The sequence below is a fragment of the Nocardia sp. No.11 genome (assembly GCF_038752175.1).
Classification (GTDB): Bacteria; Actinomycetota; Actinomycetes; order Mycobacteriales; family Mycobacteriaceae; genus Nocardia; species Nocardia canadensis.
The window spans coordinates 1-16,737 of the sequence record NZ_JBCGFB010000053.1; the positions used below are offsets into that span (position 1 = coordinate 1).

Here is a 16,737-nt window from a genome sequence, read left to right on the forward strand (position 1 = left end):
CGGCCGGGCCAGGGCGCGCATGACCGGCCGGACCTCGCCGGGATCGACCGCACCGAACGCGCCCGGGTCGATCCGGACCGCGACGAACGCGGACCTGCCGCCCGCCAGGGCCGCGTCGAACAGCGCCATGCCGTCGTCGGTGCCCAGCGGGAGCAGACCTTCGCGCCGCAACCGGACGAGGTCGGCCTCGCCGAGGCCGCTGGTCATGCCGCTGCTCTGCTGCCACGGACCCCACGCCACCGAGGTCGCGGGCAGCCCGCGCACCTGGCGGTACCGGGCCAGCGCGTCGAGGAAGACGTTGGCTGCGGCGTAGTTGGCCTGCCCCGGATTGCCGATGACACCGGAGACGGACGAATACAGCACGAACGCCGACAGGTCCAGGTGCGCGGTCGCCTCGTGCAGGTTCCACGCGGCGTCGACCTTCGGCCGCAGCACTCGGGCGATCCGGTCGGCGGTCATGGTGGCGAGCAGGCCGTCGGCCAGCACGCCCGCGCAGTGGACGACGGCGGTCAGCGGATGCTCCGCCGGGATCGCCGCCAGCACCGCGTCCAGGGCGGCGCGGTCGGCCGCGTCACAGGCGACCACGTCGACCTGTGCGCCGAGTTCGGTGAGCTCGGCGACGAGTTCGGCCGCACCGGGAGCCGCCGGACCCCGCCTGCCCGCCAGGACGAGTCGCCGCGCGCCGTGCGCGGTGACCAGGTGGCGCGCGGCCACGGCACCGAGCCCGCCGGTGCCGCCGGTGATCAGCACAGTGCCCTCGGGCCGCAACGGTGTCGGCACGGTGAGGACGTTCTTGCCGATCCCCCTGGCCTGGCTGAGGTGCCGGAATGCCTCGGGCGCCCGGCGCAGGTCCCACGCCGTGGTCGCGCTCGGCGTGAGCGCACCGCGCTCGAACAGGTCGACGAGCGCGGCCAGGATCTCCCGGAGCCGGTCCGGGCCCGCCTCCATCAGCATGAAACTCGCGTACCGCACACCCGGGTGGGCGGCCGCCACGGCGGCGGGATCGCGGCGGTCGATCATGCCCATCTCGACGAACCGGCCACCGCGCGGGAGCAGCCGCAACGACGCGTCCACGAAATCGCCTGCCAGCGAATCGAGCACGATGTCGACACCGCGACCGCCGGTGCCGGCATGGAACTTCCGCTCGAAGTCCAGGGTCCGCGAGTCACCGATCTGATCGTCGTCGAAGCCCATCTCCCGCAGCACATTCCACTTCGGTGTGCTGGCGGTGACCAGCAGACGCAAATCCCAGTGCCGGGCGAGCTGGACAGCCGCCATGCCGACGCCACCGGTGGCCGCGTGCAGCAGCAGGGTCTCGCCGGGTCGCGCGGCGGCCAGGTCGACGAGGCCGTAGTAGGCCGTCGCGTACACGATCGGCACGGCCGCGGCCTGGGTGAACGACCAGCCGCGCGGCATCCGCGCGAGCAGCCGGTGATCGGTCACCGCGACCGAGGCGACGCCGGGGGTGAAGCCGAACACCCGGTCACCCGGCGCGAATTCGGTGACGTCGGGCGCGACCTCGAGCACGATGCCCGCGCCCTCGCCGCCGATGCGGCCGTTCGGGTCGGGATAGGTACCCAAGGCCATGAGCACATCACGGAAGTTGAGCCCGGCCGCCCGCATGCTCACCCGCACCTGTCCCGGGGCGAGAGCGGTGCGCGGGCGCTCGACCAGCGCGAAGTTGTCGCTGGACAACGTGCCCTTGTCGAGCGGGGTCAGCGCCCACTCCACCGCGTCCGGCACCTCGAGCGCGCCCCCGCCGGGGTGCAGTCGGGGCAGGTACGCGCTGCCCCGCCGCACGGCCAGCTGGGATTCGCCGTCGGTCGCCACAGCCAGGGCCACGGCGGCGCGGTAGTCGGCCCAGGAGTCGACATCGACGAGCAGGATCCGGTCCGGGTTCTCGCTCTGCGCGGTGCGCAGCAACCCCCAGGCCGCCGCGACGGCCAAGGCCACCTGCTCGCCGGGGTGCACGGCGACGGCCCGGCTGGTCACGACGACGATGCGTCCGTCGTCGGCCAGCAGGCGCTGGACCCGCACGGACAGCTCCGTCATCGCAGCACGCACGGTGGCGGGCAGATCGGTGCCGGTCGACGCGCCGTCGAGGCGCACCACCGTGGCGGTTCGACCGTCGATCGTGACGGTCTCGGCGTCGTCGGAGGTGGTCCAGTCGCCCAGGCCGAGGGCGACGGTGGGCTCGGGGGCGGCGACCCAGTCCAGCTCGTAGCCCACACTGTCCGCGCGGCGGGTGACCGTGCCGAGCGCGTCGGTCGACAGGGACCGCAGGGTCAGCAGGCCGACCTCGGCGACCGCCGTACCCGCCTGGTCGGCGAAGGTCAACGTGATCCGCGCACCGCCCGGACCGGTCCCGGCCGAGGTCGCGCGCACGCGCAGCGTGGTCGCTCCCGTGGCACGCAGAACGACGTTCTCCCAGGTGAACGGGACGGCCACGGTGCCGGTGGGCTGGTCGGGAACCAGGCCACCGAGCAGGATCGCGTGCAGCGCCGCGTCGAGCAGTGCCGGATGCAGGCCGAAGGCGGCGGCGTCCGCGCGCACCGACTCCGGCAGGACGACCTCGGCGAACACCTCGCCCTCGCCGCCCCACAGCGCGGTGAGCCCGCGGAAGGCCGGACCGTACTCGTAGCCGCGCTCGGCCAGGCCCGCGTAGGCGTCCGCGATCGCGATCGGGGCGGTGTTCGGGGGCGGCCAGGTCACCAGGTCGGATCCGGCGGCGGAGGTCGGCGCGGCGGTCATCGTCGCGACGGCGTGCCGGACCCACCGGTCCGAATCCTCGCCTGCCGCCCGCGAATACATCGACACCGTCCTGGCGCCCGTGTCGTCCGGGCCGCCCGCCACCACACGCAGTTCGGCGGCGGACTCGGCCGCGATGGGCAGCGGCGCCTCGATCACCAGCTCGGTGAGCAGCGGGCACTCCACCACGGTGCCCACGTGCAGAGCCAGCTCCACCAGCGCGGCGCCGGGCAGCAGCGCCACCCCGGCGACGGCGTGATCGGCCAGCCAGGGATGACCGGCCTGCGAGAGCCTGCCGGTGAACACCACGTCCGGGGAATCCGGCAGCCGCACCATCGCGCTCAGCAGCGGGTGGGCCGCGTCGTCGAGCCCCGACTGCCGGACATCCGAGGCCTCGACCGGCCGCACCCAGTACCGCTGATGCTGGAAGGCATAGGTGGGCAGGGTCACTCGTCGTGCGGCCCGGCCGGCGAACACCGGCGTCCAGTCCACCGGCAGCCCCACGGTGTGCGCCTGGGCCAGCGCCGTGACGAACCCGGCCGTCTCCGCGACCGAGCGCCGCGACGATGCCAGCACCGCCGACTTCGCCTCCAGCTCGGGGTGTTCGGCCAGGCACGACCGGGTCATCGCGGTGAGCACCGCGTCCGGGCCCACCTCCACGAACCGGCGCACTCCGAACTCGACCAGCGCGTCCACCCCGGGCGCGAAGCGCACGCAGCCGCGCACCTGGGCCACCCAGTACTCCGGGTCGAGTACCGTGTCGCCCGCCGCGGCGCCGGTCACATTGGACACGATCGGCAGCAGCGGCGCGCGATAGGTCAGACCCTGGGCGACCGTGCGGAATTCGGCCAGCATCGGATCCATCCGGGCCGAATGGAACGCATGACTGACCCGCAACCGGTGCGTGCGGCCGCCACGTTCGGCGAACAGGCGGGCGAGCTCGTCGGCCGCGTCCTCGTCGCCCGAGAACACCACCGCCTCCGGGCCGTTCACCGCGGCCACCGCCAGCCGGTCACCGTATCCGGCCACCAGTTCCATCGCCTCGTTCTCGGACACCGCCGCCGCCAGCATCGCCCCGCCCTCGGGCAGCGCGCCCATGAGCCGGCCTCGGGCCGCCACCAGCGCGCACGCGTCGGCGAGCGACCAGACACCGGCGACATAGGCGGCCGCCAGCTCGCCGATCGAATGACCGGCGACGACATCCGGGAGCACACCGCACGATTCGAGCAGCCGGAACATCGCCACCTCGAAGGCGAACAACGCGGGCTGGGTGAACTCGGTGCGGCTCAGCCCCGCCTCGGGGGCGTCGAACATCACCGCGCGCAACGATCCGCCGAGGTGGCGATCGAGCTCGGCGCAGACCTCGTCCAGCGCGGCCGCGAACACCGGGAAGTCCCGGGACAATTCGGCGCCCATGCCGGGGCGCTGCGCGCCCTGCCCGGTGAACAGGAAGGCCGTCTTGCCCTGTCCCACAACACCTGCGACCGACCTGGACGATCCCGTCCCGGCCGCGAGGTCGGCGAGCCCGTCCAGGAGCTCCTGGCGGTCGACGCCCAGCGCGCCACCGCGCCACTCCAGCAGCGCCCTGGTATCGAGCAGGGCCGACGCCACGTCCCGCAGGTCGGCGTCCGGGCGCTCGATCAGCCACTGCCGCAGCCGATCCGCCTGCGCCCGCAATGCCTGCTCGGACTTCGCCGACACCAGCAGCGGGACGATCCCGGAGGGGGCGGCCGACGCTCGCGCGGCGAGCGGAACCACCGGCGGTTCCTCGAGGATGACGTGCGCGTTCGTGCCGCTGATCCCGAACGAGGACACCCCCGCCCGCCGCGGCCGCGCACCGGCGGGCCACCGTTCGGCCTCCGCCAGCACCCGCACCGACCCGGCCGACCAGTCCACATGCGGCGACAACGCGTCGACGTGCAGGGTCTTGGGCAGGGTGTCGTGGCGCATGGCCTGCACAATCTTGATCACGCCACCCACGCCGGACGCGGCCTGCGAGTGTCCGATGTTCGACTTGAGCGAGCCGATGCGCAGCGGCTCGTCGCGGTCCTGCCCGTAGGCCGCGATCAGGGCCTGCGCCTCGATCGGATCGCCCAGGGTGGTGCCGGTGCCGTGCGCTTCGACCACATCCACATCCGCCGGCGTCAGGCCCGCGTCGGCCAGCGCCGCCGCGATCACCCGTTCCTGCGACGGTCCGTTGGGCGCGGTCAGGCCGTTGCTCGCGCCGTCCTGGTTGACGCCGGTGCCCCGCACGACCGCGAGCACGTTGTGGCCGAGCCGCCGCGCGTCCGAAAGCCGTTCCACGACCAGCACGGCCGCGCCCTCCGACCACGAAACGCCGTCGGCCGCCGCCGAGAAGGACTTGCACCGACCGTCCGAGGCCAGCCCCCGATTCCGGGAGAACTCCAGGAACACCATCGGCGTCGCCATCACGGTCGCGCCGCCGACCAGCGCGAGGGAACTCTCCCCCTGGCGCAGGGCCCGGCAGGCCACATGCAAGGCCACCAGCGACGAGGAGCACGCGGTGTCCACCGTCATCGCGGGGCCCTCCAACCCCAGCGCGTAGGACACCCGCCCGGACGCCACACTGCCCACGGCCCCGGTCACGACGTAGCCCTCGACCTCGGGGGTCTGCCGGGTCAGCGTCTCGTAGTCCTGGTACATCACGCCCGAGTACACCCCGGTATCGGTGCCGCGCAACGACATCGGATCGATGCCCGCGTGCTCGAGCGCTTCCCACGACACCTCGAGCAGCAGTCGTTGCTGCGGGTCCATCGCGATCGCCTCGCGGGGCGCGATCCCGAAGAAGTCCGCGTCGAAGTCGGCCGCCCTGGTCAGGAAGCCGCCCTTCCCGGAGTAGGTCGTGCCCACGTGATCGGGGTCGGGATCGATCAGCCGATCCAGCGCCCAGCCGCGATCCGCCGGGAAGTCGCCGATGGCGTCGGTGCCCGTGGACACCAGCTCCCACAGCTCGTCCGCGGAGGCGACCCCACCCGGGTACCGGCACGCCATGCCGACGATGGCGATCGGTTCGTCCGCCCGCGCCCGCCGACCCGGCCGCGCAGCCGGGTCGCTCGCCGCCTTCGGCTCGACCCGCGACTGCACCAGCTTCGCCACGGCCGCCGGGGTCGGATGATCGAAGACCAAGGTCGACGGCAAGGTCAGGCCGGTCGCCTTGCCCAGCCGGTTGCGGAACTCCACCGCACCGAGCGAGTCGAAACCCAGCTCGCGGAACGGTTTACCCGCGTCGACCGCCTCACCCGAATCGTGGCCGAGTACCGCGGCCACCTGGTCGCGGACCACCGCCAGCACCACGGCGGGGCGCTGCGCCTCGGGCACGCCCGCCAGGCGCGCGCCCAGCGAACCCACCGCGTGGAGGGTGGGCGTGGGGGCCACGGCCGGGCGGCGGACGAAACCGCGCAGGACGGCGGGGACGGTGTCGGGGTCGGACTCGCGACGCAGGACGGTCGCGTCGAACCGGATCGGGACGAGGCGGGCGTCCGGGCGAGCGAGCGCGGCGTCGAACAGGCGCAGTCCCTCGTCGTCACCGAGCTGTCCCAGGCCCAGCCGGTCCCAGCGCGCGACGGCGACGCGATCCAGCGCGCCGGTCATCCCGCCCGCCTGGTTCCACGGACCCCAGGCCAGCGCGGTCGCGGGCAGACCGGCGGCGCGACGCTGTTCGGCCAAGGCGTCCAGGACACCGTTGGCCGCCGCGTAGCTGCCCTGTCCGGCCGTGCCGAGCAGCCCGGACACCGAGGAGAACACGAGGAACGCCGACAGCTCGCGGGTCTGCTCGTGCAGGTGCCACGCGCCGTCGACCTTCGGCGCCAGGACCCGGTCGATCTGGTCGTCGGTCATCGCCTCGACGACGCCGTCGTCGAGGACGCCCGCGGCGTGCACGACGGCGGTCAGCCGCCCGTCGGCGGCGATGGTGTCGAGCAGGGACCGGATGTCGTCGGCGTCGGCGACATCGCAGGCCACGACGCGGACGTCGGCGCCCGCGCGCCGCAGCTCGTCGACCAGGTCGGCGGCGCCGGGAGCCGCGGGACCCCGGCGCGAGGTCAGCACCAGGCTGCGGACCTCGTGCGCGGTGACGAGGTGGCGGGCGAACAGGGCGCCCAGTCCGCCGGTGCCGCCGGTGATCAGCACCGTGCCGTCGCCGAACGACGTGGCGCCGGTGTCCGCCGACGCGGACGTGCGCGTCAGCCTGGGTACCAGGAGCTCCGTGCCGCGGACCGCGACCTGGGGCTCCCCCGACCGGGTGACGGCCGCGATCCGCTCCGCGTCCAGCGGCGCGGCGGGATCTTCGTCGACGAGGACGAAGCGCCACGGGTGCTCCGACTGCGCGCTGCGCACGAGGCCCCACACGGCGGCCGCGCCCAGATCTGGCGTTTCGCCGGGAAGGGTGGCGCCCGCGGTAGTGACCACGACGAGGCGAGGCGATCGCTCGTGGGCGAGCCAGGACTTCAGCGTCGCGAGGGTGGTCAGGACGCCGTCGCGGACCGCCGCCGGCGTCTCACCGCTGGGCGCCCGCCACACCACCGCATCCGGAAGCTGTTCAGCGGCAGCCAGATCGGTCACGGTGACGGAGACGTCGATCCCCCGCACCACCGTGCCCGCGAGCGCCGCCATCGACGGCGTGGACCCACCGGTGACCACGACGGGCTCCCAGCGCACCTCGTACAGCTGTGCGTCGTCGTCGGCCAGTGCGCTCCGGAAGGCGTTCACGTCGTAGGGACGCATCACCACCGCCTCGACCGACACGATCGGCGTGCCGTCCGGATCGACGGCGGCGACGGATACGGTCTCCGGGCCGGTCGCCACGGCGATGACCCGCAGCGAGGTGACCTCGGCCGTCGGCGCGTGGAAGTGGACCCCGCCCCAGCGGAAGAGCAGCTTGCCGGTGGCCGCGTCGGCGGCGGCGTCACGCCACACCAGCTGGGCGAGTCCGGCGTGCAGGGTCATATCCAGCAGCGTGGGATGCAGGCCGTAGCGGCCCGAGTCCCCCGCCGTGTCGGTGACGAGGGCGAGGTCGGCGAAGACCACGTCGTCTCGTCGCCACGCGGCGCGCACGCCGGTGAACGCCGGGCCGTACTCGAGGCCGGAGCCGTTCGACATCAGCGCCGGAATCTCCTCGGCGGCGATCGGTTCGGCATCCACCGGCGGCCACTGCTCGCCGCGCAGGCGCGCGAGCAAGGCCGAATCGCCGGCTCGCGCCGACAGCGCACCGGTCGCGTTGCGCGTCCATGCCCCCTCCGGCGAGGTCCGGAAGGAGAACTCGAACTGGCGCGATCCCGACGCGTCGGGCGCCCGCACCAGTACCTGCAATTCGACCTCGTCCGTGCCGGACGGCAGGATCGGCGCCTGGAGCGTGAGCTCCTCCAGCACACCGCAACCGATTCGATCACCGGCCGCGAGCAGGAACTCGGCCAGGGCCGCGCTGGGCACGACCACCACGCCGTAGGAGGCGTGATCGGTGATCCACGGCTGCGCGCGCAACGACAGACGGCCGGTGACCAGCCACTCGTCGGTACCCGCCAGGCCCACCACCTCGGTGAGGATCGGGTGACCCGAGGTCGAATGCGGCGCGTCCTGCACCGGCGGCAACCAGAACCGGCGATGCTGGAACGCGTAGGTGGGCAGCGGAATCCGTCGCGCCGCGCGATCCGCGAACAGCGCAGTCCAGTCGACCCGAACACCGGCGACATGTGTCTGCGCGAGACCGGTGACGAACTGCGTCACCTCCTCGGCCGACCGTCGCGCGGTGGCGACCACCGTCGACTCCGGTTCGACCTCCGGGTGCTCGGCCAGGCAGTTCCGGGTCAGCGCCGACAGCACCGCGTCGGGACCCACCTCGACGAACCGGCGCACGCCGCCCGCGGCGAGCGCGTCCACGCCCGGGGCGAACCGCACACAGCCCCGCACCTGGCGGACCCAGTACTCCGGGTCGACGATCTCGTTCCCGGCGAGCTCACCGGTCAGGTTCGACACGATCGGCACCCGGGGCGATGAGTAGGCGATAGCTGTTGCTACAGAACGGAATTCGTTCAGCATAGGGTCCATGCGCGCCGAGTGGAAGGCATGGCTGACGCGCAATCGGCTGGTCTTGACGCCGGCCGCCACGAGTCGCTGCTCGATCTCCTCGATCGCGTCGGCATCGCCGGACAGCACCGTCGAGGACGGGCCGTTCACGGCCGCGACCGCGAGGCGATCGCCGACGGCGGCGACGATCTCGACCGCGCGCGCTTCGTCGATCGCGACGGCGAGCATCGCGCCGCCCGTGGGCAGGGCGCCCATCAACCGACCCCGCGCCGCCACCAGCGCACACGCGTCCGGCAGCGACCACACTCCCGCCACATAGGCCGCGGCCAGCTCACCGATCGAATGGCCGATCACCGCATCCGGTGTCACACCGAAGGATTCGAGCAGCCGGTACAGCGCCACCTCGACGGCGAACAAGGCGGGCTGGGTGAATTCGGTCCGGTCCAGCACCGCGCTGTCGCCGTGGAACATCACCTCGCGAAGCGACTGGCCCAGCACGGGATCGAAGTGCTCGCACAGCGCGTCGAGTGCGGTCGCGAACACCGGGAACGCCGCGTACAGATCGGCGCCCATGCCGATCCGCTGTGCGCCCTGACCGGTGAACAGGAAGGCCGTGCGTCCCGCACCGGCGCTGCCGTCGACGACACCGGCTCCGGTTCCCCCAGCGGCGAGGTCGGCCAACCGCGCGAGGATCTCATCGCGATCGCGACCGAGCACGACACCGCGCGTATCCAGGTGCGCGCGGGTGCTGACCAGTGAATAGGCGGCGTCGGCGACCTCCACCTCGGGGTGGTCCGACAGCCACGCGTGCAGTCGCGCGGCCTGCGCGCGCAAACCCGGCTCACCCTTCCCGGACACCAGCAGCGGCGTGATCGTCGCCGTCCGCGCGGGCGCGTCCTCGGTGACCGGTGCGGCCGGCGCTTCCTCGAGAATGACATGCGCGTTGGTGCCGCTGATCCCGAACGACGAGACACCCGCTCGCCGGAGCCGCTCCCCGGCGGTCCACGCTTCGGGTTCGGTCAGCAGACGCACCGCGCCCGCCGACCAATCCACATGCGGCGACGGCGAATCGAGATGCAGGGTGTGCGGCAACCGCTCGTGCCGCATCGACTGCACCATCTTGATCACCCCGGCCACACCCGCGGCGGCCACGGTATGGCCGATGTTCGACTTCAGCGAACCGATGCGCAGCGGCTCGCGGTCCGCGCGACCCTGGCCGTAGGTGGCGATCAGGGCCTGCGCCTCGATCGGGTCACCGAGGGCGGTTCCGGTCCCGTGCGCCTCGACGACATCCACGTCGGCCGCCGTGATTCCCGCGTTGGCCAGCGCCTGCGCGATCACCCGTTCCTGGGAGGGACCGTTCGGCGCGGTCAGGCCGTTGCTCGCGCCGTCCTGGTTCACGGCACTGCCGCGGACAACGGCCAGCACCTGGTGGCCGGATCGCTGCGCGTCCGAGAGCCGTTCCAGCACCAGCACGCCGGAGCCCTCGGACCAGGCCACGCCGTCAGCGGCGGCCGAGAAGGGCTTGCACCGGCCGTCCGGAGCCAGGCCGCGCTGGCGGGCGAAGTCGACGTGCAGGTACGGGCTGGCCGCGACGGTGACGCCACCGGCGAGGACCAGCGAACTGTCCCCCTGACGCAGCGCTTGGCACGCCAGATGCAGCGCCACCAGCGAGGACGAACACGCCGTATCCACCGTGACCGCGGGCCCTTCCAGGCCGAACACGTACGCGATCCGGCCGGAGATGACGCTGTGCGAGGTACCGGTGAGCCGGAACCCCTCCAGGTCACCGGTCACCCGGCGCGCGTACCCCGAGGAGCAGGCGCCGACGAACACGCCGGTGTCGCCGCCCCGCAGTGAGGTCGGGTCGATGCCCGCGTCCTCCAGCGCTTCCCAGGCGGTTTCCAGCAGCACGCGCTGCTGCGGGTCCATCGCCAAGGCCTCACGCGGGCTGATGCCGAAGAAGCCGGGATCGAAATCGCCCGCACCGTCGAGGAATCCGCCGTGGCGGGTGTACACGGTGCCCGGGGTACCAGGATCAGGGTTGTAGAGGCGGTCGAGGTCCCACCCGCGATCGGTGGGGAATTCACCGATGGCGTCGCGTCCCGCGATCATCAGATCCCACAGATCCTCCGCGGAGGCCACCCCACCGGGGAAACGCGCGCCGATGCCGACGATCGCGATCGGTTCGTCGGTGGTCGTGCGCCGCGAGACCCGGTGCCGGTCCTGCCCGCGCCCGGCGACACGGGCCCGCAGCAGCCCCGCCACCGCTGTCGCGGTCGGATAGTCGAAGACGAGGGTGTCGGGCAGCGGCACACCGGTGGCCGTGGTCAACCGATTGCGCAGCTCCACACCGCTGATCGAGTCGAAGCCGGTCTCGGTGAACGGCAGGTCGGGGTGGATCGCCGTCGGCGACTCGTGGCCGAGGACCGCGGCGGCCTGCTGCCGCACAATGTCGAGAACCAGTGCGTCGCGCTGGAATTCGGGTGCGGCGGCGAGAGTCCGCGCCAGTTCGGTGTCGTCCCGAGCATCTACCCGGACCTGATCACCTTGATCCCCAGCACCATTCGCCGTGGTCGTCGGCTGCGCGCCGTTGTGGCCCGCCACTCCGAATGCCGGATCTTCGTGGCCCAGAGCCCCCCGCCCTGGGGCGCTGAACCGGGTGCCGTCGCGCTCCGGGTCGTCGAGCTGCGTTGCCGGGACCCCTGCGGTGCCGTCACCCGCTCCGCTGAGATCCGGTGCCCTGAGTCCTGTGGCATCGCGCTCGGTGGGGGAATAGACGCCCGGGGGAAGGGTCCTCGGGGTTCCGGACCAGAAGTTCCGGCGCTGGAATGCGTACGGCGGCAGATCGACTCGCGATCCGCCGGTGACGAGTGCGTCCGGTCGGACCGGCAGGCCTGCACAGTAGGCCTGGGCGAGCAGGGCGACGAACCAGTCCGGACCATCCTCACCCAACCGCCGCGAACCGAGCACCGCGACGGTGTCGGAGGCCATGTCGGCGAGATCGGGGGCGAGGGTCGGGTGTGGGCTCATCTCGACGAATCCGGTGATGCCGTCGGCGATCAGCGCGGATATCACCTCGGCGGACCGGCCAGGGGCAGGCTGCGATCGGAGCCAGTACTCGGCATCCAGGTCCGCGGGATCGACCGGATCGGTCGAGGCCGTGGAGCGGAACGGGACCGACCCCGAGCGTGGTCGGATCGACGCCAGGTCTCGCCGCTGTCGGGCGGCGTCCTCGGTCCGCGACCGGACGACCACCACGCGCGCCGCGTCGTCCAGCGACAGCCCACCGGCGATGTGCGCGGCGGCGATCTCGCCCAGCCCGTCGCCGAGCACCAGATCCGGCGCAACGCCCGACGCCTGCCACCGCCGAGCCATCGACACCATGACCGCGAACAACACCGGCTGCGCCACGTTCGGGCGATCCGCCGACGGCGCGCCCTCGTCGCCGCGCAGCACCGCGCGCAGCGACCAGCCCACGTACGGCGCCAGCGCCGCTTCACAATCCGCGATCGACTCGGCGAACGCCGGGTCCGACGCCAACAGCCCCAGCGCCAGACCGGCCCACCTGCTGCCCTGCCCGGGGAAAACGAACGCGACCTTTCGCGGCGCCGCCTCGACGATCGTCGCCCCGGACCCCGCCACAGCCGCCAACGAGGCCAGCAACTCCGCACGATCCCGGCCGACCGCGTACCCGCGCCACTCCATCGCGACCCGGGTGGTCACCAGCGAATGCGCGACATCGACCACATCCAGCTCGGGACGGCCGCCCAACCACTTCCGCAACCGCTCCGCCTGGGCCCGCACACCGGTTTCGGTGCGCGCGGACAACACCCACGGCACCACCCCGACGTCGACCCCACCGCGTGCAGTGCGCGCGGTGGCGAATTGCCCACGGTGAGTGGTAGAAGGGGCGACAGCTGTCCCGTGGTGAGGGATGACCGCCGGGGCTTCCTCCAGGATCACGTGGGCGTTCGTACCGCCCATGCCGAACGAGGACACACCGGCCCGACGCACGGTGTCGGTCGACCAGCCCTCGTTGGCGGTCACTACGCGCAAGCCCAAGTCGTTCAAGGGGATTCGTGGATTGGGTGAGTCGAAGTTCAGGCTGGGTACCAGGTCTGCGCGACTCAGGCAGAGGGCGGTCTTGATCAGGCCCGCGATGCCGGCGGCGCCTTCCAGATGGCCGATGTTGGTCTTGACCGAGCCCACGGCCAGCGGTGCGTCCGGTGCCCGGTCCGCGCCGTAGATGTCACCCAGGGCCGCGGCCTCCACCGGATCGCCCGCCGGTGTTCCGGTGCCGTGCAATTCGACGTACTGCACCGAGGACGCGTCGACCCCGGCCGCGCGCAATGCGGCGCTGATCGCCGCCGCCTGCCCCGCCCGGCTCGGGGCGCTCAGTACCCTGCGTTCGTTGCCGGTGTTCACCGCGCTGCCGCGGATCACGGCGTGGACGCGGTCGCCGTCGGCGATCGCCCGGTCCAGCGGTTTCAGCACCACCATGCCGCCGCCCTCGCCGCGCACGAACCCGTCGGCCCTGGCGTCGAAGGTGTAGCAGGCGCCCCGCGTCGACTGCGCGCCGAATTGCTCGATCCGCGCACCGCTGGACGGTGACAGGATCAGGTTCAGGCCGCCGACCAGCGCCACCTCGCTCTCGCCGCTGCGCAGGCTCTCACAGGCCAGGTGGACCGCGACCAGCGACGATGCCTGGGCGCTGTCGACCACGAGACTCGGTCCGCCGAAACCGAAGTGGTTCGAGATCCGGTTGGCCATGATGCCGCGCCCGGTCCCCCACAGCGCGTGTCTGCTGACGCCGGGACCGCCGCGCAGGGCCATGACCTCGGCGAAATCGCTGCCGGTGCTGCCGAGGAACACGCCATAGGGCCGCGACCGATGCCCCGGCGCCGCCAGCCCGGCGTCCTCGAGCGCCTCCCAGCTCAGCTCCAGCGCCAGCAGCTGCTGGGGATCGACCGCACGTGCCTCGTTGGGCGAGACACCGAAGAAGTCGGCATCGAAATCACCTACGGTATCGAGGAATCCGGCCCGCTCGGTGATCGCGTCCCGCCCGGCGGGCGCGGTCCCGATCGCGGCCCGCCCCTGACTGAGCAGCTGCCAGAACCCCTCGAGATCAGCGGCGCCCGGCAATCTGCAGGACATACCGACAATCGCGACGTCGAACGTCGAACCGGTCACCTCTGAACATCCTTCCGCGAAACACGCTAATTCCCCCGAGCCCCCTGCCGAGTATGTGTGGGGGCTACCAGATCGCGGAGCGGGTCATGTCACCATCGATTCGTAGTACTAACTAATGAGTTCGACGACTCAGACGATTCGTGCGTCGACACAACGAATCTCGATGCGGTCGAGCAGAAGGGGCGCGGAGATCGTCCGCGGATTGCCGTGGTCGCGCTGTGGGTGCGGGCCCGGCTGGAGTCGGCCGTTCGGCCGGAAAGCTGACGCGCTACGTCGCCATTCCGGCGGCCCGAGGCGCGGGTCTGAGGGCGTCTCGGCCGGGCGAACCGGCGCGCTGATCCCTCTCGAAAGGTTCGAACGGCAGAACAGGACTCATTGAACTGCACAGTATTTGGGGTATCTCGAGCTTGTCAACCGTCCGGTTTCTTCCCGTTCATCGCGCTGATTACTCACAAAGCTTCCCACGATCCGAGCCGCTTCGCAGTGTTCGGTGGCTGGAATGTTGCCCGGCACTGGTACCGCTCGACCGTTCCGCGCCGATCGCGCGACGGCCCGGCCGCCCGCGCTCGCGCTCCGCCGGGCCTCACCGGCCCATCATTACCGGATTGCCCTGCGCACCTCGGGATTCGGACCCGAGGAACTCGGGGACTGGTGGCAGCGCCACCGGCCACGGCGAACGTCGCCGGGAACGGTCCCGCCGTGACCGACGGACGGGGGTCTTCCGACGTCCCGCCCGCAGGCTCGACTGTGCGGCACGCACCCTGCCCGACAAGGGTTCCCGGCCGCCACTCGAACGGCCGGGATCGGTTTGCTGACGATGCTGTTCACACCCGCCGGTGCCGTCGACCGGCTCCCGGCCCAGTACCTCGCCCGTCCCAACCACTCGGCCGCCCTGGTTCCCCGACGCCGGCTCGACGTGCCGGTCACGACCGGGCTCCGGCCGTCCGAATCGGGGACCCCGGCCGGGCTCGATTGCCGGTGCGCACTTTTCGACGCGTACACCGTGGGCCGCGCAGCCATGCCGGTAGTCACGGTAAGGCCGACCGATGGGAGGCGGCGCCGGGCGAGAGCGGCCGCCGTAGGGGGTCGTCAGTACGCGGGCGGTCGCGGCGCCTCCAAGCGAAGGGCCGCGACCGGGCAGGTGTCGACCGCGAGTCGGATGGTGTCGAGTTGGTCCTCGCTGACCGGACCCAGCACGGTCGCCTTGCCTTCGTCGTCGGCCTCGTAGACGTCGGGCGCCAACGCGACACAGAGCGCGTGGCCCTCGCATCGGTTCCGGTCGACGCTGATCCTGGGCGTCATACGGCCGAGGACGATTCGGTCGCGCGGGCGTGCCGTGGCCGGAGGTCGATCGGCAGGCCGTCGTCGGGAGTGGGCCCGGTGCCCCAGGTCAACGGTGGCTGATAGCCGACGGGAACACTCCACTCGTATCGAAGCAGCATTCGGTGCATGATGGATTTCACGGTCATCCCGCCGAAGTACAGACCGATACACTTGTGCGCCCCGCCGCCGAAGGGGGACCAGGCATAGCGGTGCACCTTGTCCTCGCGCCGATCCGCGGCGAACCGTTCCGGGTCGAACTCGTCCGGTCGCGGCCACCACCGCGCCAGCCGCATCGACGGATACGCGCCGAGGAGGATGTCGGTACCCGCCGGGATGTAGTGACCGAGGATCTCGGTGTCCTCGATCGCCTGGCGAATCAGCATTCCCGCCGGGGCGTACATGCGCAGTGTTTCCTTGAACGCGAGATCCAGCGACGGCAGGCGATCGAGGTCGTCGTAGTCGAGCGAGGCTTTCCCCAGCGCGAGCGATTCCGCGCGCAGCCGCTCCTGCCAGTGTGGATCGGCGCCGAGCAGATAGGTGAGCATGGAGGCCGTGACGGCGGTGGTGTCGTGCGCGGCCATCAGGACGAAGATCATGTGGTTGACGACGTCGGCGTCGGAGAACACCTCCCCGTCCTCGCTCCTCGCGCGACACAACACGCTGAACAGATCGTTCCCCGCCCCGGCGCGTTTGGCGGGCAGTCGGGCACGGAAGTACTCCTCGAGGACCCGGCGGCCACGTAACCCCCGCGACCACGTACCGCCCGGCACCTGCGCCCGGATCAACGCCTGGCCGCCGACCACTGTGTGCTCGAACGCGCGCTCCAACTGTTCGGCGCGCGAACCCATTTCCTCGCCGACGAAAACCTCGGTCGCCAGGTTCAGCATCATCTGCTTGACGGCGTCGTACAACCGAAAGCCGTTGCCGGGCCGCCACGATGCGAGGTCCCGATCGATGCCCGGCCCCATCAGGTCGAGGTAGCTGATCAGTCGAGGCCGCGTGAACGCCTGCTGCATGATGCGCCGGTGATACATGTGCTCATCGAAGTCGAGCAGCATGATGCCACGTCGAAAGAACGGCCCGATCCAGAATTCCCAGCCCTTCTCGCTGGAGAAGGCCTTGTCCCGGTCGGCCCAGACGGTCTCCAGCGCGGCCGGGCCCAGCGCGCAGACGGCGCGGTGGCCGAACACCTGCGTCCAGGAGACCTCGCCGTACTTGTCGAAGGTGCTGCGCGCCCATGCGAGCGGGTCGGTGTAGACCCGCAACGACTGGCCGATCAGAGGTAACCCCGCGTTGCCCGGCACCGGAAGCAGACCGCTCCCAGCCGGTGGCTCGGCGAGCGGCATGGTTCTCGACGGATACAGGTCGGCCAAGTCGGCGGCACGCTGTTGAATCCTGCGGCGAATGTCGTGGTGCATGTGGTGTCCTTTC

Annotated in this window: 3 protein-coding genes; all 3 read right to left on the reverse strand. The window is 71.8% G+C overall.

Annotated elements, in window-relative coordinates:
- Nucleotides 1–13,983 (reverse strand): SDR family NAD(P)-dependent oxidoreductase (locus V8688_RS17550; RefSeq protein WP_342801262.1); only part of this gene is annotated, 13,983 nt, incomplete at its 3' end.
- Between the two features lie 1,089 nt (nt 13,984–15,072).
- Entirely contained in the window at nt 15,073–15,285 is a 213-nt protein-coding gene (locus V8688_RS17555) for a ferredoxin (protein WP_342801263.1), read from the reverse strand.
- Complete coding sequence (locus tag V8688_RS17560; RefSeq protein WP_342801264.1) at nt 15,282–16,724, reverse strand: cytochrome P450; 1,443 nt, start codon at nt 16,722–16,724, stop codon at nt 15,282–15,284. The genes V8688_RS17555 and V8688_RS17560 overlap by 4 nt, the downstream gene beginning before the upstream one ends.
- Nucleotides 16,725–16,737: the final 13 nt, after the last annotated feature.

Bases quoted from the DNA above. Each gene is read 5' to 3' on its own strand.
- V8688_RS17555 (WP_342801263.1), bottom strand. From the start codon at position 15,285: ATGACGCCCAGGATCAGCGTCGACCGGAACCGATGCGAGGGCCACGCG.
- V8688_RS17560 (WP_342801264.1), bottom strand. From the start codon at position 16,724: ATGCACCACGACATTCGCCGCAGGATTCAACAGCGTGCCGCCGACTTG.